General features: G+C 46.6%; 18 protein-coding genes. 12 read left to right on the plus strand and 6 right to left on the minus strand.

Translation table 11 applies throughout. The features are described 5' to 3' along the window. Position 1 precedes the first annotated feature (1 nt). The 4 genes from H6780_00470 to H6780_00485 all read left to right on the plus strand — a co-directional run bounded on the left by H6780_00470 (position 2) and on the right by H6780_00485 (position 2,943). A complete protein-coding gene (locus tag H6780_00470; GenBank protein ID USN88885.1) occupies positions 2 to 229 on the plus strand; it encodes a hypothetical protein in 228 nt (75 codons plus the stop codon). A 3-nt stretch (positions 230 to 232) separates the two neighbouring features. Beyond that, on the plus strand, positions 233 to 790 hold the full coding sequence (locus H6780_00475; protein ID USN88886.1) for a PH domain-containing protein: 558 nt from the start codon (positions 233 to 235) through the stop codon (positions 788 to 790). A 220-nt stretch (positions 791 to 1,010) separates the two neighbouring features. Then, on the plus strand, positions 1,011 to 2,297 hold the full coding sequence (gene hisS, locus H6780_00480; GenBank protein ID USN88887.1) for a histidine--tRNA ligase: 1,287 nt from the start codon (positions 1,011 to 1,013) through the stop codon (positions 2,295 to 2,297). Positions 2,298 to 2,367: 70 nt separating this feature from the next. Next, the gene (locus tag H6780_00485; protein USN88888.1) at positions 2,368 to 2,943 is read left to right on the plus strand and encodes a ribonuclease H-like domain-containing protein; all 576 of its coding nucleotides are present in this window, start codon (positions 2,368 to 2,370) and stop codon (positions 2,941 to 2,943) included. 26 nt (positions 2,944 to 2,969) lie between these two features. Here the strand turns inward: H6780_00485 and H6780_00490 are convergent, their stop codons facing one another. The 3 genes from H6780_00490 to uppP all read right to left on the minus strand — a co-directional run bounded on the left by H6780_00490 (position 2,970) and on the right by uppP (position 4,802). Then, positions 2,970 to 3,356 carry a hypothetical protein gene (locus H6780_00490; GenBank protein ID USN88889.1) on the minus strand — a complete coding sequence of 129 codons (387 nt, stop codon included), beginning with the start codon at positions 3,354 to 3,356 and terminating at the stop codon, positions 2,970 to 2,972. Between the two features lie 138 nt (positions 3,357 to 3,494). After that, the gene (locus H6780_00495; GenBank protein USN88890.1) at positions 3,495 to 3,929 is read right to left on the minus strand and encodes a hypothetical protein; all 435 of its coding nucleotides are present in this window, start codon (positions 3,927 to 3,929) and stop codon (positions 3,495 to 3,497) included. Positions 3,930 to 3,992: 63 nt separating this feature from the next. Continuing rightward, positions 3,993 to 4,802 carry an undecaprenyl-diphosphatase UppP gene (gene uppP, locus H6780_00500; protein USN88891.1) on the minus strand — a complete coding sequence of 270 codons (810 nt, stop codon included), beginning with the start codon at positions 4,800 to 4,802 and terminating at the stop codon, positions 3,993 to 3,995. 69 nt (positions 4,803 to 4,871) lie between these two features. Between uppP and H6780_00505 the strand changes: the two genes are divergently transcribed. Next, the gene (locus H6780_00505; protein ID USN88892.1) at positions 4,872 to 5,657 is read left to right on the plus strand and encodes a thioredoxin domain-containing protein; all 786 of its coding nucleotides are present in this window, start codon (positions 4,872 to 4,874) and stop codon (positions 5,655 to 5,657) included. 47 nt (positions 5,658 to 5,704) lie between these two features. Here the strand turns inward: H6780_00505 and H6780_00510 are convergent, their stop codons facing one another. Further along, a complete protein-coding gene (locus tag H6780_00510; protein ID USN88893.1) occupies positions 5,705 to 8,701 on the minus strand; it encodes an ATP-dependent helicase in 2,997 nt (998 codons plus the stop codon). Positions 8,702 to 8,795: 94 nt separating this feature from the next. Between H6780_00510 and H6780_00515 the strand changes: the two genes are divergently transcribed. The 7 genes from H6780_00515 to H6780_00545 all read left to right on the plus strand — a co-directional run bounded on the left by H6780_00515 (position 8,796) and on the right by H6780_00545 (position 15,066). After that, entirely contained in the window at positions 8,796 to 9,233 is a 438-nt protein-coding gene (locus H6780_00515; GenBank protein ID USN88894.1) for a metal-dependent transcriptional regulator, read from the plus strand. Positions 9,234 to 9,260: 27 nt separating this feature from the next. Beyond that, complete coding sequence (locus H6780_00520) at positions 9,261 to 10,178, plus strand: metal ABC transporter substrate-binding protein (GenBank protein ID USN88895.1); 918 nt, start codon at positions 9,261 to 9,263, stop codon at positions 10,176 to 10,178. A gap of 8 nt (positions 10,179 to 10,186) precedes the next feature. Next, on the plus strand, positions 10,187 to 10,927 hold the full coding sequence (locus H6780_00525) for a metal ABC transporter ATP-binding protein (GenBank protein USN88896.1): 741 nt from the start codon (positions 10,187 to 10,189) through the stop codon (positions 10,925 to 10,927). A gap of 2 nt (positions 10,928 to 10,929) precedes the next feature. Next, on the plus strand, positions 10,930 to 11,754 hold the full coding sequence (locus H6780_00530) for a metal ABC transporter permease (protein ID USN88897.1): 825 nt from the start codon (positions 10,930 to 10,932) through the stop codon (positions 11,752 to 11,754). A gap of 210 nt (positions 11,755 to 11,964) precedes the next feature. Continuing rightward, on the plus strand, positions 11,965 to 14,055 hold the full coding sequence (locus H6780_00535; GenBank protein USN88898.1) for a sodium:proton antiporter: 2,091 nt from the start codon (positions 11,965 to 11,967) through the stop codon (positions 14,053 to 14,055). A 36-nt stretch (positions 14,056 to 14,091) separates the two neighbouring features. Then, a complete protein-coding gene (locus H6780_00540; GenBank protein USN88899.1) occupies positions 14,092 to 14,538 on the plus strand; it encodes a CBS domain-containing protein in 447 nt (148 codons plus the stop codon). Positions 14,539 to 14,550: 12 nt separating this feature from the next. Beyond that, positions 14,551 to 15,066 (plus strand): VTT domain-containing protein, encoded by a 516-nt coding sequence (locus H6780_00545; protein USN88900.1) that lies wholly within the window; start codon positions 14,551 to 14,553, stop codon positions 15,064 to 15,066. A 50-nt stretch (positions 15,067 to 15,116) separates the two neighbouring features. Here the strand turns inward: H6780_00545 and H6780_00550 are convergent, their stop codons facing one another. Both H6780_00550 and dnaG read right to left on the minus strand, forming a co-directional pair. Further along, positions 15,117 to 16,496, minus strand: a complete 1,380-nt coding sequence (locus H6780_00550; GenBank protein ID USN88901.1) for a sigma-70 family RNA polymerase sigma factor — start codon at positions 16,494 to 16,496, stop codon at positions 15,117 to 15,119. A 60-nt stretch (positions 16,497 to 16,556) separates the two neighbouring features. Further along, positions 16,557 to 18,308: a DNA primase gene (gene dnaG, locus H6780_00555; GenBank protein USN88902.1), complete on the minus strand. Its 1,752-nt coding sequence runs from the start codon at positions 18,306 to 18,308 to the stop codon at positions 16,557 to 16,559. Between the last annotated feature and the right edge of the window lie 6 nt (positions 18,309 to 18,314).

Raw genomic sequence — 18,314 nt, forward strand, 5'->3', positions numbered from 1 at the left:
TATGTACGACCTGACTCAAATCGAAATCGCTACCATTCCTGTACATGACCTGGTTCTTTTTACGTTTTATCTGGTTCTGGCTGGCTACACCATTTTTACCGCTATCTTCTACTATCACTGGAAAGCGTATGGGTCGGACACTAGGGTCACCAACTATACACTTATCAGTTACTTCTTGCTTACCTTGCCGCTCGTTTTGGTGATGGGTATTTTGACCTTGAAAATATAAGTTATGTTGTACGAAAAAATTGAACTCGAACCAAATGAAGAGGTGCTTAAGGTCGTACGGAAGCATTGGTTTGTAATTGCCACCGAATTAGTCGGCACTTTTCTGATTTTGCTCTTTCCGTTTTTCATGCTGTTTATCGCGGCTCTTTTCCCAAAAACACTCTTAAATGTAGACATCGGCATTGAACACTTCACCACTCTTATTGCCTTTGGTATTGCCGCCTGGAGCATCATGGTTTTAATGGCAGGCTTTGCCACCTGGACCCACTACTATCTTGACCTCTGGATCATCACCGATCGACGCATTATCGTGGTTGATCAAGTTCGCTTCTTCAACCGAAACGTCAGCATGTTCCGCCTTGAACGCCTGCAAGACATCGAGTTTATTGTGAAAGGAATTATTCCCACCTTACTCAATTTTGGCACCATTCGTGCTCAAACTGCTGGAGAGTCAGGCAACAACTTCAAAACCCCAGGTCTACCTGACCCACGCGGACTTCAAGCGCTCATTCAAAAGGCGATGGACGAACGACTCAAAGACCTCTATTTTCATTCTGAATAGAAAATCATTTGCAAACCTCGCTTAAAAAAGATAGAGTGCGACAAGGAGACATCTTTCAGCATAAAAATCTACGGGATTCAGAAAGATGCGTGGCGTTCTTATTATCGGTGGGATTATCTTTATCCTAATCAAACATCTCTAGCTCAAAAGCCTGCGTCCGCGCAGGCTTTTTCTTTTATTCCTATTGCACTTACTATCCATCTCCCCTACAATCACCAACATGTCAGAGAACAAACTATCCACCGACGCATACAAGGGCGTGCGCGACTTTTACCCAGAAGACATGGCGGTAGAACGCTATATTTTTGATACTTGGGCCAAGACCGCTGAAAGCTTTGGCTTTGAGCGCTACGACGCGTCCATCCTCGAACCCTCCGACCTCTACAAAGCTAAGGGTGCTGAAAATGAAGAGATGGTAAACGAACAAACCTACACTTTCACTGACCGCGGCGACCGCGAGGTGACACTTCGCCCAGAAATGACGCCGACTGTCGCCCGTATGGTAGCCGGACGTCGTCGCGAGTTACAATTCCCGCTGCGGTGGTACTCAATTCCTAATCTTTTCCGCTATGAACGTCCACAACGTGGCCGTCTGCGTGAACACTGGCAGCTCAACTGCGATATCTTTGGTGTCGACCATTACACCGCTGATATTGAAATTATTCTCCTAGCAAACAAAATCTTTACCGCATTTGGCGCTGACCAAAAAAACTTCACCACCTTTATCAACCATCGAGAACTACTCGTGAAAGCAATTGCTGGATCAGCACTTGAAATTGGCATTAAGCTTTCTGATCTTCAAATTCGCGACATCATTCGACTTAATGACAGAAGAGGAAAACTACAGGATATTGAGTTCAATGAACGTTTTGGTGAAATTGTTGGTCCAGAAAAAAATGAAGCGCTACTCGAGCAACTTTCATCAGAAAAAGTGGCTGCCTACTCAAAGAAGTTGCCTGAATTTGAATATCTCGTGAAAATTGGGGCTGGACTAAAGCAAATGAACATCGAAACCGAGCTGGACATTGATCTTGCTCGTGGTTTTGATTACTACACTGGTACTATTTTTGAAGTCTTTGAGACCGACGCACAAGGTAATAAGGTAGGTCGCGCCATGCTTGGTGGCGGACGGTACGACAACCTCGCGCAGATGTTTAGCAACGAGCCGATTTCTGGCGTAGGCTTTGGCATGGGCGATGTCACCATGCGCGACTTCCTTGAAACCCACAATCTGCTCCCTAAGGACGTTCATTCAACCACAGCGGACGTAGTAGTAATTCCGATGACCGCAGATCAAAACCTCTATGCACAGATTGCTGCTGAACACATTAGACGATTAGGCAAATCAGCATCAACTGACATCAGTACCAAAAAAGTCGGTGACAAGATTAGCCGTGCTGCTGCCAAAGGCGCAAAATTTGTGACCGTGATTGGCGAAAACGAAATGACTTCTGACCAGCTTACCTTTAAGAATTTAGAAACAGGAGAGGAAACCTCCTCCCTATAGAAAAGCCCCCATTTAGTGGAACTAAATGGGGGCTTTTTTGAGCATAGCTAAATATGCTACAATCTCCCCCATGCGATACATTGTCTTTGACCTAGAAACTCAAAACATTTTCCAAGAGGTCGGCTCCAGCGATCCTACCGCCCTCGATATATCAGTCGCTACTGTCTATGATAGCGAAACCGACAAGTACACCACCGTCACCATTGATGAGATCGAACAGCTCTGGCCAATTATCGAACAAGCTGACGCGTTGGTTGGCTACAACAGCAACCACTTTGATATTCCGCTCCTGAATAAATACTACCCGGGTGACCTTACGCAAATCAAAAGCATCGATCTTCTGGAAGACATCAAGCTTTCACTTGGTCGCCGTCTTCGCCTTGATAGCGTTGCTCAGGCTACTGTAGGCGCCAAGAAGTCTGCTGACGGCCTTCAAGCAGTACGCTGGTGGAAGGAAGGTAATGTAAAAGACATCATGAAGTACTGCGAACAGGACGTTCGAGTTACCAAGGAAGTTTTTGAGTTTGCGCGTAAAAATGGTTTTGTAAAATTTAAGGACGGTACGCGCAATCGAGAACTTCCTCTCGACACCAAGCACTGGGAAGAAAAAGAAGACGTTGCTCTTACTCATTCACTTCTCTTTTAAGAAAGCGCTCGGCATAGCCGAGCGCTTTATCTGTACTTTGCATATACCGGGAAAGCACAAAGATACAAAAACCATTTTGAGAGTCCGTTACCGTCGATCACTTCAATCAGCTGGTCTTGATACTCCTTAGTGGTTGCTGATTCGCTGTACCACCAACCCTGAGCATGTCGCACCGCTGCAGTGAATTGATCACGCCCAGGTGTAACCAAATCGAAAGCAACAATAGCACCCTCATAAACATACGCAATTGCAGTCGACGTTTGCTGATAAGGTGATACATACGCGATTACCAGTACATCACCACACTGAGTTCTGTGCTCCATAACCCAGTCACGCGACAACTCAGCTACTTGTCGCTCAGCTTGATAATCATTCAATGAGTGAGCGCCTGCAGCCCATGCACCATGCACCATGCACCAATGCAAGATACAGAATCAATAACATGTAAACATGTTTCATGACAACCTCCTCAAACTATTCCTTTTTGATAGTGCAACAAACGAACGTATTTAGCAAGAACCGCCTGACGTGTACGTCAGGCGGTTTACTATTCAAGGACTGATACAGAGAGCAATACGACTGCTGCTATACCCTTGCAGCGCAGCAGACTCGCTAAGGCGACTGACAAACTCCATCTTCTTGTGGCCGTCGTCCACCCACCATTTGTACTGAGTGCGCACAGCTGAGCGAATACGCTCCTTAGTGACAACCAGAAACTCGACAAATGCAAAGACATCATCATCGATCGAATACGCAGCAACGTAACGCTGTCGATCCGGACTGATGAGCACGAGAAAGTCGAAGTTTTCGCACGTGAAGCGCACAACCGGCTGCCATTTGTACAAAATGAGCACCACTTCATGCTCGATGGCATTTGATCTGCTTTGCTCAAAATCGATTCGTGCCACTCCTGAATCAGCGATATACGCGCTCGCCGTACCAACGACACAGAAAAACACAAAGACTCCAGAGAAAAGCTGTTTCATAGCAGTTCCCCCATCTGTAGGACCTACATTAATTCTGCCGAATCAAAAAGCAGAAGTCAATGTTTACGTGAAGAAATGCACGTAGCCAACCATCCCCGCCAAAATAATCCCATACCACACAAATGGCCAGAGTGTGTACTTCCTGATGAAACGTAAGAAGTAGTGAATCACAATCAGCGCAGTAACATACGCAATGAGAGAACCGACACCAATCTTAAGCCAGTCAACTGTGCCGGTTTCTTTGAGTAAATCAGTCAACCCTTTAAGGCCAGCACCAATAATAATCGGGATTGCCAGTAAGAATGAAAACCTAGATGCTTCATAGCGCGAAAGACCAAGCAACATACCACCAGCGATTGTTGAGCCTGAGCGAGACATTCCCGGCATGAGCGCCAAAGCTTGGTAGAGCCCTATCATAAGGCCGGTTTTAACAGTTAGTTCTTCCTGCTTTGGGTTTAAGTAATACCGCCATTCTGCATACATAAAAAATACCGATGCGCAAAAGAGGATGCCGGCTACAAAGAGCGGGTTTCGTAGATGGTCAGAAATATATGATTCAAGTAAGAGACCGAGTAACCCGGCTGGAATCGTACCAATGAGCAATGCGTATAGTAGCGTGATATCTCGCTGATTTACCGGGAGTCTCCCCAACTTACGCAACGCAACCTGAATGAGGACCCAGATATCAGCTCGGAAATAGGTAATAACCGCACCAATAGTGGCAAAATGGAGCACGACATCAAATGCCAAGCCATTGATTCCTTGCACGCCAAGCCAGCTTTCAAATAAAATCAGATGTCCGCTTGATGACACCGGCAAAAATTCAGTAATACCTTGCACTAAGCCTAGCACAATCACATCCACCCAATTCATATGACACAGAGTATAGCACGTAACTGCCTATGCTATACTTTTCATATTACGAATAACATTGAGCGTTGTATGGAACCAAGCCCACAGCCATCATCTCCAGCTGTACCAATTGCAATTATCTGCGGCTTTGCGATGATCGCAATAGCAATCTTTTTTACGAGCAGCCACAAAGATACTGAAGACACTTCAGCCACGCCGACTACACAGACAACAAATAGTACGCCGCGGGCAGTGTCCAAAAATGACTACATTCTTGGAAATCCCAATGCCCCAATTGTCATGGTTGAGTACTCTGACTACGACTGTCCATTCTGTAAACAATATCACACCACCTTGCACCAAATCATGGATGAGTACGGCATCACAGGGCAAGTTGCGTGGGTGTATCGACAGTTTCCTCTCGCACAACTTCACCCAAACTCACCAATGATTTCTAAAGCTGCACTTTGTGTTGGTAAAATAGGTAAAAATGACGCATTTTGGAAATTCACTAAAACGGTCTTTGACTCGCGTGATGTTGATGAAGCAACCAACGTAACTAAGCTTCCAGAGTTTGCTGAAGAAGCAGGGGTTTCGCGTTCGGCATATTTTGAATGTATGGATGACAGCGAAATGGAAGAAGAAGTGAAACTACAAATCACCGATGGCTTCAACTCTGGCGCTCGTGGCACACCGTTCACCGTACTTATTGTTGGTAACCAACAGGCCGTCATCAACGGTGCTCAGCCATATGATGTCGTAAAAGGCATTGTGAAAAACTTGGTAGACCAACTGGATGGGACATTCGACCCTGAAACAGAAACAGTTGAAACACAGGTTCCAACCAACGAATACGGTGCACCGATTCTTGAATAAGGAATTACAAAAGGCCGGCCCCTTCGGGGCCGGCCTTTTGTAATTCCTTATTCAACCCACACCGACACCAAGTCGCAGTAGTGACACATGTCGCTATCACAAGCGCTTTTAAGTGCTTCGCCAGAGACTATCTCCTTCGTCACTCTAATCAGCTCAGCCTTCAGCCCGGCAATTTCTTCATCAGTAATTACGAACACTTCTTCTTTAATTACCCCATTCTTATCCGCTTCTACAAACGAAAGCTTTCCAGTTCGACTATGGAGCGTAGTGTCTTTTTGGAGTGAGAGCAACAATGCATAAAACACCAACTGTCGCTTATAGTCACCGTGACTATCAGCCGTCTTCCCTTCAATATGATTGCGCGTCTTTGGCTTTCCTGTTTTATAATCAACCACTTGTGTCACTAGTCCGTCCTTAAAATCAACCCGGTCGAGATTACCGTTTAGCTTTAGTTCTGGATATTCAGGAATCCCCGTCTCTAGGACCGCCTCAATGTGATACTCGGTTTTACTTTCCTTCAACCCTTCAGCGTGCACCTGTGGTAAGTAGGCCACCAAAGCATTCATGCCGCGCTCATGGAGCCGGACATACTCCTCATCCGAAATTGCCTCCTTCTCGAGCGACTGCCGGAGGAGCTGCGGCGCTTTAGTGAGCCATTCATCCAGACTCTCACTAGAATGAAAGCGTACTAGTTGGTCAAGCACAGCATGCACGGCAGTGCCGAACTGCAACTCCGTCGTCTTAATCTGCGGCACATGGAGCACATTCCGGAAGAAATACTCCCACGGACTTTTCAGATAATTATTCAGGGCCGTTGGTGAGAAGCCACGCCCATCAAGCACCGACATAATAATTGTTTTAGTTTCTGGAGCCGGCAACACACCTGCAAGACTATCGAGCGGTGAAAACGCAGCAATAAAATCTGCCACATCTACTGAAACAATTTCCTCAGCTGTCATCTGCCCAATAAAGCGAGATACTAGCTGCTCCTTACCAGTTACTGATGTCTGCGATGTGGTAAAGACCAATTTTCGCTTTGCGCGCGTCATTGCCACATAAAAGAGTCGCCGCTCATCCTCTTCAGCCACATCCGCATTTTTAGTATCGAACTTAATGATTGGCAACTGAAAGATTTCTCGTCCGGTTTTTGCACCCCACGCCTTGTCGGTCGCATGCGGCACGTACACTACTTCATACTCAAGACCTTTTGATTTATGCGCAGTAAGAACCTGCACCGCACTACCACCGTAGGAAATAAACGGCGCCGGCAGTGGCACGCCATACTGGGTATGTAGCTTAAATCGCTCCGCCACTTCTTTTAGTGTCACTGCTTCGCGCCGCTCAACCATTCCCTCCACTTCGTCATACAGTCGCCGCAAGACACGCACACCCTCCTCTGGGTCGGCCTGCAATACATGATGCACTAACCCACTCTCTACCAACAGAAGCTCTAGGAGTCGGTGTGGCGGTGTGGTCACTGCACGCTTTTTAAGTCCTAAGAAAAGCGGCATGATGGCACGAACACGCGACTCTTCACTCACCCCAAGTGCCGTTAGTTTTTCAGCTTCACCTAGAAGCTCAGCAAGCGGCACTGTGCGAGATACCGCCTGCAGCACAAGTCCTAAATCTTTTGGCAGAATCTGCCAGTATGGTTCATGTAACATTTCAGTCAGGAGCACACGATCAGACGGATTTTCGAGCAACCGCATAAGACGTAAAACTCTCTGAAGCAATGGATGCTCGAGAATATCACTATCAGCTGACGGTGCTACCAACACCCCTTTCTTTCGCAGTGCGGCGGTAAACTCCTCCACTTCGCGATTAGTGCGCACAATGAGCGCAATTTCTTCTGGCTTTATGCCGGATTCTATATCCTTACGCACCGCTGCCACCAGCCAATCTTTCTCCACTGCGGTATGCGGAAATTCCGCCAGTTCTACCGCTGCTGTATCGACTGCGGCGGCAGTCAGTGGTACACGAAGCTTCGCGAGAGTTTCATCCTCAGTCGCGATAACAGCCTGTGCTGCATCAAGAACCGGCTGGCCCGACCGATAATTCTCAGTGAGCGAAATAAGCTCAGCTTCTGGAAACACCTCTTCAAAATAGAGAAAGTTTTCGAGTGACGCGCCCTGAAAACGATAAATCGCCTGCTTCTCATCTCCCACCACAAATATGTTGGGGCTGTCATGGAAATTAACCAAGAGCTCCAGAATTTTATTTTGCGCGCCGTTTACGTCCTGGTGCTCGTCAGCGAGCACATACTGATACTGCTCTTGCAGGTCCCGCAGCATATCTTCATTCGTCTCAAGTGCGTGAACGGTTTCAAGAATCATGTCATCAAAGTCGTAGCGCCTCTGGTCACGCATCAGTTCTTCATAGCGACGATAGACTGCCAAAAGCTCCTGATTGCGCTCTAGATGCTTTACCGCATCTTTATACTCACCACGCTCCTTGCCTTTATGTGCGCCTTTTTGGTGATACTGCTCGATACTGCCGAGCGCTTGCACCTGGGTTTCAATCGCCAGTGCAAAAGCGTCTGGTGTGACATTTTCTTGCTTGAGCGTTTGAATGGCTCGCAGCAGCGGACGGACGTAGTATGACGGATCGCCCGATGGTCGCACTGCTTTGAAGCTCGTGTCGGTAAGAATCTGCTCAATGATTTGAACGCGCTCAATTTCTGATGCGGCTTTACCGCCAATGATTTTGGCATACGCTTCAGGATAGCGACCCACCAGACTGTCGGCAAAGGCATGGAAGGTAGTGATGGTCACTTCGTACGCAGCATCGCCAATGAGTGACTTCAGACGATTACGCATCGCTTTAGCGCCGGAGTCGGTAAAGGTAATCGCCAGTATATTAGAAGGATTTACATCGGTCTGGAGCAAAATATTGGCGATACGCAGGGTAAGAATCTGCGTCTTGCCGGTACCGGGCCCAGCAATGACCATCACCGGCCCTTCTATTGTATCCACCGCTTTTTTCTGGGCGGCGTTTAAAGAAGCGTACGCTTCTTTAAACGCCGCCATACCTGAAGTCTTTTCCATAGCTGCCAGTATACCAAACGAGTAAAAAACAAGTTATCAACGCAACAGCTAGGTGCATACTTGCAAAATAGTTCTATCTTGATAAAGTTCGTATATGCGAACATTTCGCGAAGAAACCAAACTCAGTTCAACTAAAGAAGATTACTTACGGGCAATTTACTTGCTCCATATAAAAACCAACAAACCGGTTGGCGTAACGAAAATCGCCGAGCGTCTACATCTAAGCAAATCAACCGTTTCTGAACGTGTCCAAGATTTGGTATCGGACGGACTAGCCTCCACTGCCCCGTACGCAGGAGTCACACTTACCGAAGCCGGAACCGTCCGTGCTGAGAAACTCACCTACAAACACCGCATTATTGAAGTTTTTCTACACAGAATCTTACAAGTTCCAGCAAGCCAGGTTCACGCTGAAGCAGAGAGACTAGAACACGCATGTAGTGATGATGTCATAAAACGTCTCGCAATTTTTCTAAACCACCCAACCACTGACCCGCACGGGACAGTGATTACTAAACCAAACCGCTGGTAAAAATAGCACCAATAAATTTTATTCAACATGAAAAAAACTCTTGTATTCATCTTGCTCATAGCAGCAATCACAGTAACGGCACTAAGACTTTCGAGCCCTCAATCAACTCCTGACACACCCGAGAAAATTGTTGCCCTAAGCACTTTTACCATCATTGCAGATATGGTAGCTAATGTCGGTGGAGATAAAGTTGACTCGATTTCACTCACCAAAATCGGATCAGAAATCCATGGCTATCAGCCAACACCAAGCGATCTAGTCCAAGCTTCACGGGCTGACATTATCTTTGAAAACGGCATGAATCTCGAACTTTGGACCGAAAAGCTTAAAGCTGGCATTCCTGATGTTCCCACCTACACGGTGAGTAAAGATGTCGAAGTACAGTACATCACCGAAGATGCATATGCCGGCAAACCAAACCCGCACGCGTGGATGTCGCCCAAACAAGGTCTGATATATGTCGAAAATATTCGCCAAGCACTTTCGGAGGTCGCTCCACAGTACGCGGACTATTTCGCTGCTAACGCTAAAACCTACAGTCAGCAAATCATGCAGGTTGACCAAGACTTACACACTACCCTCGACTCTCTCCCAGAGAATAACCGCATCTTGGTCACTTGCGAAGGCGCTTTTAGCTACCTCACGAATGACTACAACCTTGAAGAAGTCTATTTGTGGGCCATTAATTCAGACACACAGGGTTCGCCACAGCAGGTTGCTAAGGTCATCAACCTTGTGAAGGAGAAGCAGGTTCCGGCTGTATTCTGCGAAAGCACCGTTGAGCCACACATTCAACGCGAAGTAGTAGCAGCAACAAATGCACGGCTCGGGGGCACGCTGTATGTTGACTCACTTTCAACTCCAGATTTACCCGCATCTACCTATCTTAACTTACTTAAGCACACCGCTGACACTATCAAGCATGGATTAACCGAAACTGAATAATTGCAACTATGGAAAATATTGCTATTGAACTACGTGGTGTCACTGTAAACTATGGCACCAAGCGAGCGCTTACGGATGCTTCCATCAAAATCCCCTACCACACCTTTACTGGAGTCATTGGCATGAACGGCGCCGGCAAGTCAACATTATTTAAAGTCATTATGGGGTTAGTTAAGCCAGAAAGCGGCTTCGTGAGTGTTTGCAGCGACCCAACTGACGTGGCGCAGAAGCACGGCCACGTCGCATATGTACCTCAAACTGAATTGGTTGACTGGCATTTCCCTATTTCTGTCTACGATGTAGTGATGATGGGTCGCATTGGACACCAAAACCAGTTTTTAAAGCGAAATACTACAGACAGCGAACAGGTCATGAATGCACTAGCACAGGTGCGAATGACCGACTTTGCTAATCGCCAAATTGGTGAATTGTCCGGGGGTCAAAAGAAACGCGTATTCGTCGCTCGAGCACTCGCACAAGGTGCTGACATCCTTCTTCTAGACGAACCTTTTGCTGGTCTTGATGCCACCAGCGAACGTTCACTGATAGAGCTACTCATACAGCTTAAGGAGCAAGGGAAAACAGTCATCCTCGCTACTCACGACCTACTGTCGCTACCAGACACCTGTGATCATGTAGCACTAGTCAAATACGGCATCATTGCCTACGGCCCAACCAAAGAAGTCTTTACTAAGGAGCTCGTCTCACAAACATTCGATGGCTTGCTTCACCATGTTACTTTCAACTAAGTATGGATATACTCACATTCATTTTTGAACCGCTACAATATGCCTTCATGACAAAGGCTGTCATTGTCTCTGTTGTAGTTGGCATTACTTGTGCGATTTTGTCATGTTTCCTTATCTTAAAGGGCTGGTCTTTGTTGGGTGACGCCATTTCACACGCTGTGTTACCTGGCGTGGTCATCGCATATCTCCTCGGCATCCCTTTTGGCATCGGTGCGTTCGCGTTTGCCATGCTTGCTGTCTTTCTAATCGGCTTCATTAAAAGCAACAGCAAGATTAAAGAGGACGCTGTCATGGGTATCGTTTTCACCACCTTGTTTGCTTTAGGACTGATGATGATTTCGAAAGTAACGAGCTCAGTTGACCTAACTCATGTGCTCTTTGGTCAAGTTCTCGGTATTTCAGACGAGTCAGCCTGGTACACCGCCGTTACACTCGCCATCGTATCAATTATCATACTCATCTATCGACGAGTCTTTATGGTCTTTTGCTTCGATCCTACACATGCTCAGTCAGTGGGACTTCCTATCACATTCATCAATTACATATTCTTGGCGCTGCTAGGCATCACCATTACTGGCTCAATCCAGACAGTCGGCATCATTCTAGTTATCGCGATGCTTATTACACCTGGATCGACCGCCTTTCTACTCACCAAGCAATTTCCCAGCATGCTGCAAATTGCAGTGAGTATTAGCATTATTAGCTCACTTGTCGGAGCGTACAGCAGCTACTACTTCGATATCGAAACAGGCGGAACCATTGTCTTCGTGCAGGGCATTATCTTTTTAACTGTTTTCGCCTACACATCTCTACAACAAAAAAATTAAGGAGTTTCAGTACCCACAATCTGCAGAATGATAGACGCATATTTCGAGCATCCGCGGGGATTACAGGCTGTACGAGCTCGGCATACATCAGCGCATGTGAGAAATATGCTATGCGAGGGGGGGGGATAGGTGTCCACAATAAACCTTGTAAATAAAGGTTTTTCGTTGTATAGTAGCGCCCTGTGATTTTGCAGGATAAATAACTCATGTATGTTAACCATTGGCACCACACTCGCCATTTTTTTAATGCTCGGCATCTCAAGTCTCGCGCTTTTTTGGGCTAAGCGTCTCAATATTCCTCACACCGTATTCTTGGTATTTATTGGCATTGGTCTTGGCTTCCTCTCTCTCCTTGATCCGTTCTCATTTATTGAAGAGTTCCAGCTCACGCCAGAGCTACTCTTTTACCTCCTCCTCCCTACGCTCATCTTTGAATCTGCCTACAATATGAATATTCGCAAGCTTGTCGCTGACAGCACCGCGGTACTCTCTCTTGCGATTGGCAGCTTTTTAATTTCAACCATTCTCATTGCCGGGCTCTTACACATCGGGCTAGGCTTTATTGGCATTAGTATGCCATTTACTCTTGCCCTTCTCTTTGGTGCACTCATTTCTGCCACTGACCCAGTCGCCGTACTCGCACTCTTTAAAGAGTACGGAGTCCCCCGCCGACTCTCACTTATCTTTGAAGGTGAGAGTCTTTTTAATGACGCGACTGCAGTGGCACTGTTCTTGATTACACTTGAAGTCATTAAGAGCGGCGGTGTTACTATCTTCACCACCCTTTCGGGGAGCTTCACCTTCCTTTCAATGCTCGTCTTTGGTGTTATTTTTGGTATTTTAGTTGGTGGCATTTTTGCCTACCTGGTGGGCAAATCGCGCGACAGTGAAGTAGCTAGCATTACACTCACTATTGTACTTGCTCACATCACTTTCATTTTGGCCGAAGTCGTGTCTGAAGTGCACTGGTTTGGCGAATTCCAGATTCATATTTCTCCAATCATCAGCACCACTATTGCGTCTCTCCTTATGGGCAACTACGGCCGTACCAAGATGAATCCGCACGCCGAATCTATTGTGACCAATATCTGGGAACAGTTTGCCTTCATGGCCAACTCACTTATCTTCATCTTGATTGGTGTGCTCATGTTCCAAACCCCACTCTTTGACCCACTCATGCTCAGCGCTATTGCCATTACAGTACTTGTTGTTGCTTCAGCGCGCGCAATCTCAATCTACCCTGTCGTAGGACTGTATAACCTATTCCAAACTAAAGCTCGCCGCATTCCACAAACATGGCAACACCTCCTCGCCTGGGGCTCACTTCGCGGCGCGCTTGCCGTCACCATGGTGTTCCTAATCCCAGAGGACCTCGCGCTTCCTGGCTGGAACCTCGACATCTCACCACGAGACTTTCTCCTCTCACTGACAATTGGCTGTATTGCTGTAACACTCTTTGTTAAAGCTACTACTATCAAACACTTTGTGCGCCGCTTTAAGCTCGACAGCTTCACTGCGGTAGAAGAAATTGAATACCAGGAAGCGCAAGCACTCATTCACCACCAAGTAACCAATCGTCTCGAAACCTACGAAAGTCGTGGCTACATAGACGCTGCTATTGGTTCGCAACTTCGTGCTGAGCATGACGCCGCCTTTAAACGCGCCTGTAAGCAAGCCAGCACCCTCAATAACGAAACACGTAACGATCTTGCGTTCCGCGTACTACGTATCTATGCTATCGGTATTGAGAAGCGTCACCTCAAGCTTCTTTTCATTCATAACGAAGTCACCGAACGTGTCTACCGTCGCATTGTCGGAAAACTACGCTTACAGCTTGAAGCAATTGAAAGTGGCAACCTCTCGCCAGATCTCACCATTCACGCTGACGGTCGTGACATTTTTGACCGACTTTTCATCACCATCAAAAACCTGTTTGGCTTTAAGGACACCAAACACTCTTTCCCTGAACTGTATATGTACTACCGCGCGCAGTCGATTATTTCTCGCAAGGTCCTTAAGGAACTAGCGCAGCTTGAAAAAGTTTCAGGCAACATCTTTACCCATGAAGCTGTTGCGCACGTATACGAACTGTATACCGAATTCCGCGAAAACTCTGAAAAAAAGCTGCAGGACCACAGCGCCAACAATCAAGTAGCGGCAGATAAACTTGCTATCTCGCTTGCTCGTCATGGTGTACATACGATTGAAGAAAATGTTCTCGAAGAAATCTTTAAGAAAGAGCTCATTACACCAAAACTATACATCACCCTCAAAGAAGAACTTGGCGTCATCAAAGACTAATGACAACCCAAAATGCCGGGTGTATAGTATAGACATATGCAAGTCAAGGATATCGTTAAGCCTGCGGTAATCGTTTCCGAGACAGACACCTTTGAGACCGCTCTCAAGGCAATGACTACGCAGCACACCAATACATTACTCGTAACCGATGAAGACGGTGAACTTACAGGCGAAGTAACGGTCACCGACTTACTAAACGCCATTGTACCCGACACCCTATCTGGCGATGAAGTGGTTAACCACTTCAAAACTGATGATGCGTTTATCGCCTCTATCGATGTGGCGCGCAGTTTGCCGGTTGGTGAGTTTATGTCTTTCGACTTCACTCCCCTTACCCTCAAAGACAACCTAATGGCCATTGCCAGCACTGCAATTGCGCATGAGCGTGCTCGTATTCCAGTAGTGGACGAAGACAATCATCCGATTGGCATCATCTCTCGCCAAGGATTAAAGCAAATTCTGGCTAAATTCATGAACGAATAGCGATGCTATTCTATGGTAGAGCTCTTGCACACACTATCTGACTATGCCGCGCTCGGTATATTTACAGCAGCTATTTTGGACATATTCTTTTTGACCGGTTATTTACTGTACGGAGCAACAACTACAGCGACAATACTGATGTTGTATAACAACAGTATTCTCTCTGCACCTGAAATTGCGTGGTTTGCCTTTCTCGGCACACTAACCGGCAACATGCTGAACTTTTTCATTGGCCGACATCTTGGCACAACCAAGGTTGTCGCGAAGACACTACAGTCTACAGCCGCAGAAAAAGCCCGCGCGTTCTTAAGAACGCGCGGGCTTTTTCTATTTGTCTTATTTGGTCGCTTCATCACACTAACTCGTCCTATTTACGCCCTCATTAACGGAGCGCTCCATATTTCGTTTAAACAATTTATTATCTACGAAGTGCCCATCGCTTTTGCTTGGGTAGCCGTCTGGCTTTGGATTATGATTACTGGATTTGATGCCATCATGTGGCTAAAAGACCAAATTATGTATATGTAACACAAAAAATGCGCCATTCTGGCGCGTTTTTTGCGGAAGCCAATTATACGCTAGTACGACTTCAAACGACGTGCTTTTTCGTGCTGGCGGATCTTCTCAAGGGCCTTGGCTTCAATCTGACGGATACGTTCACGCGTTACGCCAAACTCTTTACCCACTTCTTCAAGTGTATGGTACGTACCATCAAGAAGTCCGTGACGCATCTCAAGAATTTTCCGTTCCTTCTCAGAGAGCGTATCGAGAATTTCAGTGATTTGATCAGTCAAAATACTGTGTGCCACTTCCTGGTCTGGTGAAACAATCTTGTCATCAGAAATAAAGTCTGAGAGACGTGAACGATCGTCATCATCACCAACTGGAAGTTCGAGTGAAATGGTGTCCTGAGAAATCTTTTCAATCTGATAGATTTTTTCCACCTCTACCTGCATTTCAGTCGCAATTTCTTCTGGCATTGGGTCACGACCCAGGTCTTGCGCTAAACGACGTGATACCTGCTTGTACTTCGCCATGGTTTCTACCATGTGCACGGGGATACGAATGGTACGAGACTGGTCAGCCAAAGCACGTGTGATGGCCTGACGGATCCACCACGTGGCGTAGGTAGAGAACTTGAATCCTTTTGTGAAGTCAAACTTGTCTACTGCCTTAAAGAGACCAAGATTACCTTCCTGAATCAAGTCGAGCAAGGTAAGGTCTGGTGAGCGACCAACATACTTCTTCGCAATCGAAACTACGAGACGTAGGTTGGCGCGAGCGAGCAAGTTGCGTGCTTCATCATCACCTTCCACAATACGCTTCGCGAGCACTCGCTCTTCGTGCGCATTAAGGAGTGGATACTGACCAATCTCGCGAAGATACATCTGGATAGAATCGTAACCGCTGTCGCTGCGCTTGAACGCATTTTTTTGGGCCAATACCTCAGCACTAGGGTCTTCGCCCAACATACCGCCACTTTGCAGCACATCAATCCCAGCAATAGAAAATCGTTCGTAAAGCGTATCTAAAAAGTTGACATCTTTCTCAACCTCAGGAAACGCACGCAAAAGCTCATCGTAGGTTACATACCCACGCTCCTTCCCAAGCCGCATCAACTCGGCCGCTTTTGCTTCAAGGACTCGTTCGCTTTTGGTTAGCTTTTTAGGTGCGACAGCTTTTGGAGAAGTTGGCTTAGCAGCCACTTTCTTAGGCACTGTCTTTTTCGGTGCAGCTTTTTTGACCACGACTTTTTTTGCTGTCGCCTTCTTCGCTACTTTTTTTGCAGCAGTTTTAGCCACCTTTTTGGGGGTGACTTTCTTTGTTGCAGTTTTCTTTACGCCCACCGCTTTTTTACTTGTTGTAGAAGCTTTCTTTAGGGCTGTCTTTTTTACTGTTGTAACGGTCTTTTTTACCGCTTTTTTTGCTACTTTTTTTGTGGCCTTTTTGGTAGCCATAATGTTCCAAATATACAGAAAAACCTTAATTTGTCTAGTCCCTTTGTTCGTTATACAAAACTACGAAGCTGTGAAGCTCTCTACATCATACGCAAGCTCACGACGTTTTGTTTCATACTTCTTAATCTCCTCAAGCACTTGCAATATTCGTGCATCATCACCAGCAGCCTCGGCAGCACCAAGCTCTGACCGACACATAGCCAAATGCTTGCGGATAAGTGCGGTCTTAAACTGATTTAGCTTTGCAACAATCTCTTCCTGAAGCGCAAGTTCTGGCAAATTTGTGAAATGCTGCTCAAGTGTAAAAAGCACACCCGCCCGCTCAGATTCATCTGGATCCCCCACCTCACCAATTGTTTTTATAGCAGCCACTTCCAACTCTACCTTCTTAGCAAAGTCAGGCGACAACACCTCTGCAGCCGCCAGCAGATACACATATGCTTTCTGTGCCATATCAGAACTCACCTTTGCTTGGGCACGATTATCTGCTACCGCCGTGTTGGGTGGCGCTTTAATAACTCCTGCCGGAGCCTGCTGCTCGCGCAACCGATCAAGCTCATAGCGCACCGAGTCGACAGTCGTACTAATTGCTTCCGCTACCTTACCTAAGAAATGCTCTTGGTCAATACGGCTTGGAAGCAACAAAATAAACGGCAACACTTCAGCACTTACCTTAAGCTTAAATGATCGCTCATCTTCAATTTCACGCCTCAGTACATGGAGCAAAAATTCAATCACATGTACTGAGTGACCGATTACCTTTTTAAACTCAGCTGGATTCTCGACAATCATATCTGCCGGGTCCTTTCCGAGCGGCAGCTCAGCCACCTTCACATCAAGCCCGCGACGAAGCATTACCTCGGCCGCCTTCTTCATTGCCGAAATACCCGCTCGGTCAGCATCCAAGGAAAGCACCACCTTATCAGAAAGTCGCTCCAAAAGCTGTACATGATGAATAGTGAGGGCTGTGCCAGACACCGCCACCGCATTGGCATACCCCGCCTGATGACACATCACCACATCAAACTGCCCTTCTACAATCAATGAAAACTTGAGATTACGAATCCCATTCTTAGCTTTGTCATACCCAAAAAGCAATTCGGACTTTTTATATAGTGCTGTTTCAGGTGAATTTACGTACTTTGGAGCCTTATCATTTGGGTGTAGAATACGCCCTGAGAATGCCACCACCTTACCGTTACTGTCACTCATCGGAAACATCACTCGATCACGAAACACATCAAACGGCTCCTTGCCACTCTCAGCATGTTTAATGAGACCGGCTTTAAGAAGAATTTCTTTCGAAAAACTCTTCGCTTCGAGTGCGTCTTTCACCTCACGCCAGCCAGACTTTGGTGGACCAGGAGCAAACCCGATGCGCCACTTCGCCACCGTCTCTTCCTTAACGCCACGACGCTTTACATATTCCACCGCCTCAGACTCTCTCAGTAATGCGTCTTGATAAAAGACCGTCGCCGCTTCCATCGCAGCATAGAGCTGATCGCGCTCTCCCTTCTGTTTTGGATCTTCTGGCACCAACTCCACCCCAGCTTTTTGAGCTAAAATCTTAAGCGCTTCTTTAAAATCCACACCTTCCATCACCTGGATGAAATTAAAAATGTCTCCCCCTTGCGAGGTCGAAAAACAGTAGTACATCCCCCGATCAGGTGAGACATAAAACGACGGCGTTTTTTCAGCCGAAAAAGGTGACTTTCCCTTAAAATTCTTACCCGCTTTATGAAGCTCCACGTACGGGGAAACCACATCAATAATATTCAATCGGTCTTTAATCTGCTGGACAGCATCGCTCATATAGTG

The organism is Candidatus Nomurabacteria bacterium (genome assembly GCA_023898565.1).
In the GTDB taxonomy this organism is placed as follows: Bacteria; Patescibacteriota; Minisyncoccia; order Phycocordibacterales; family UBA918; genus OLB19.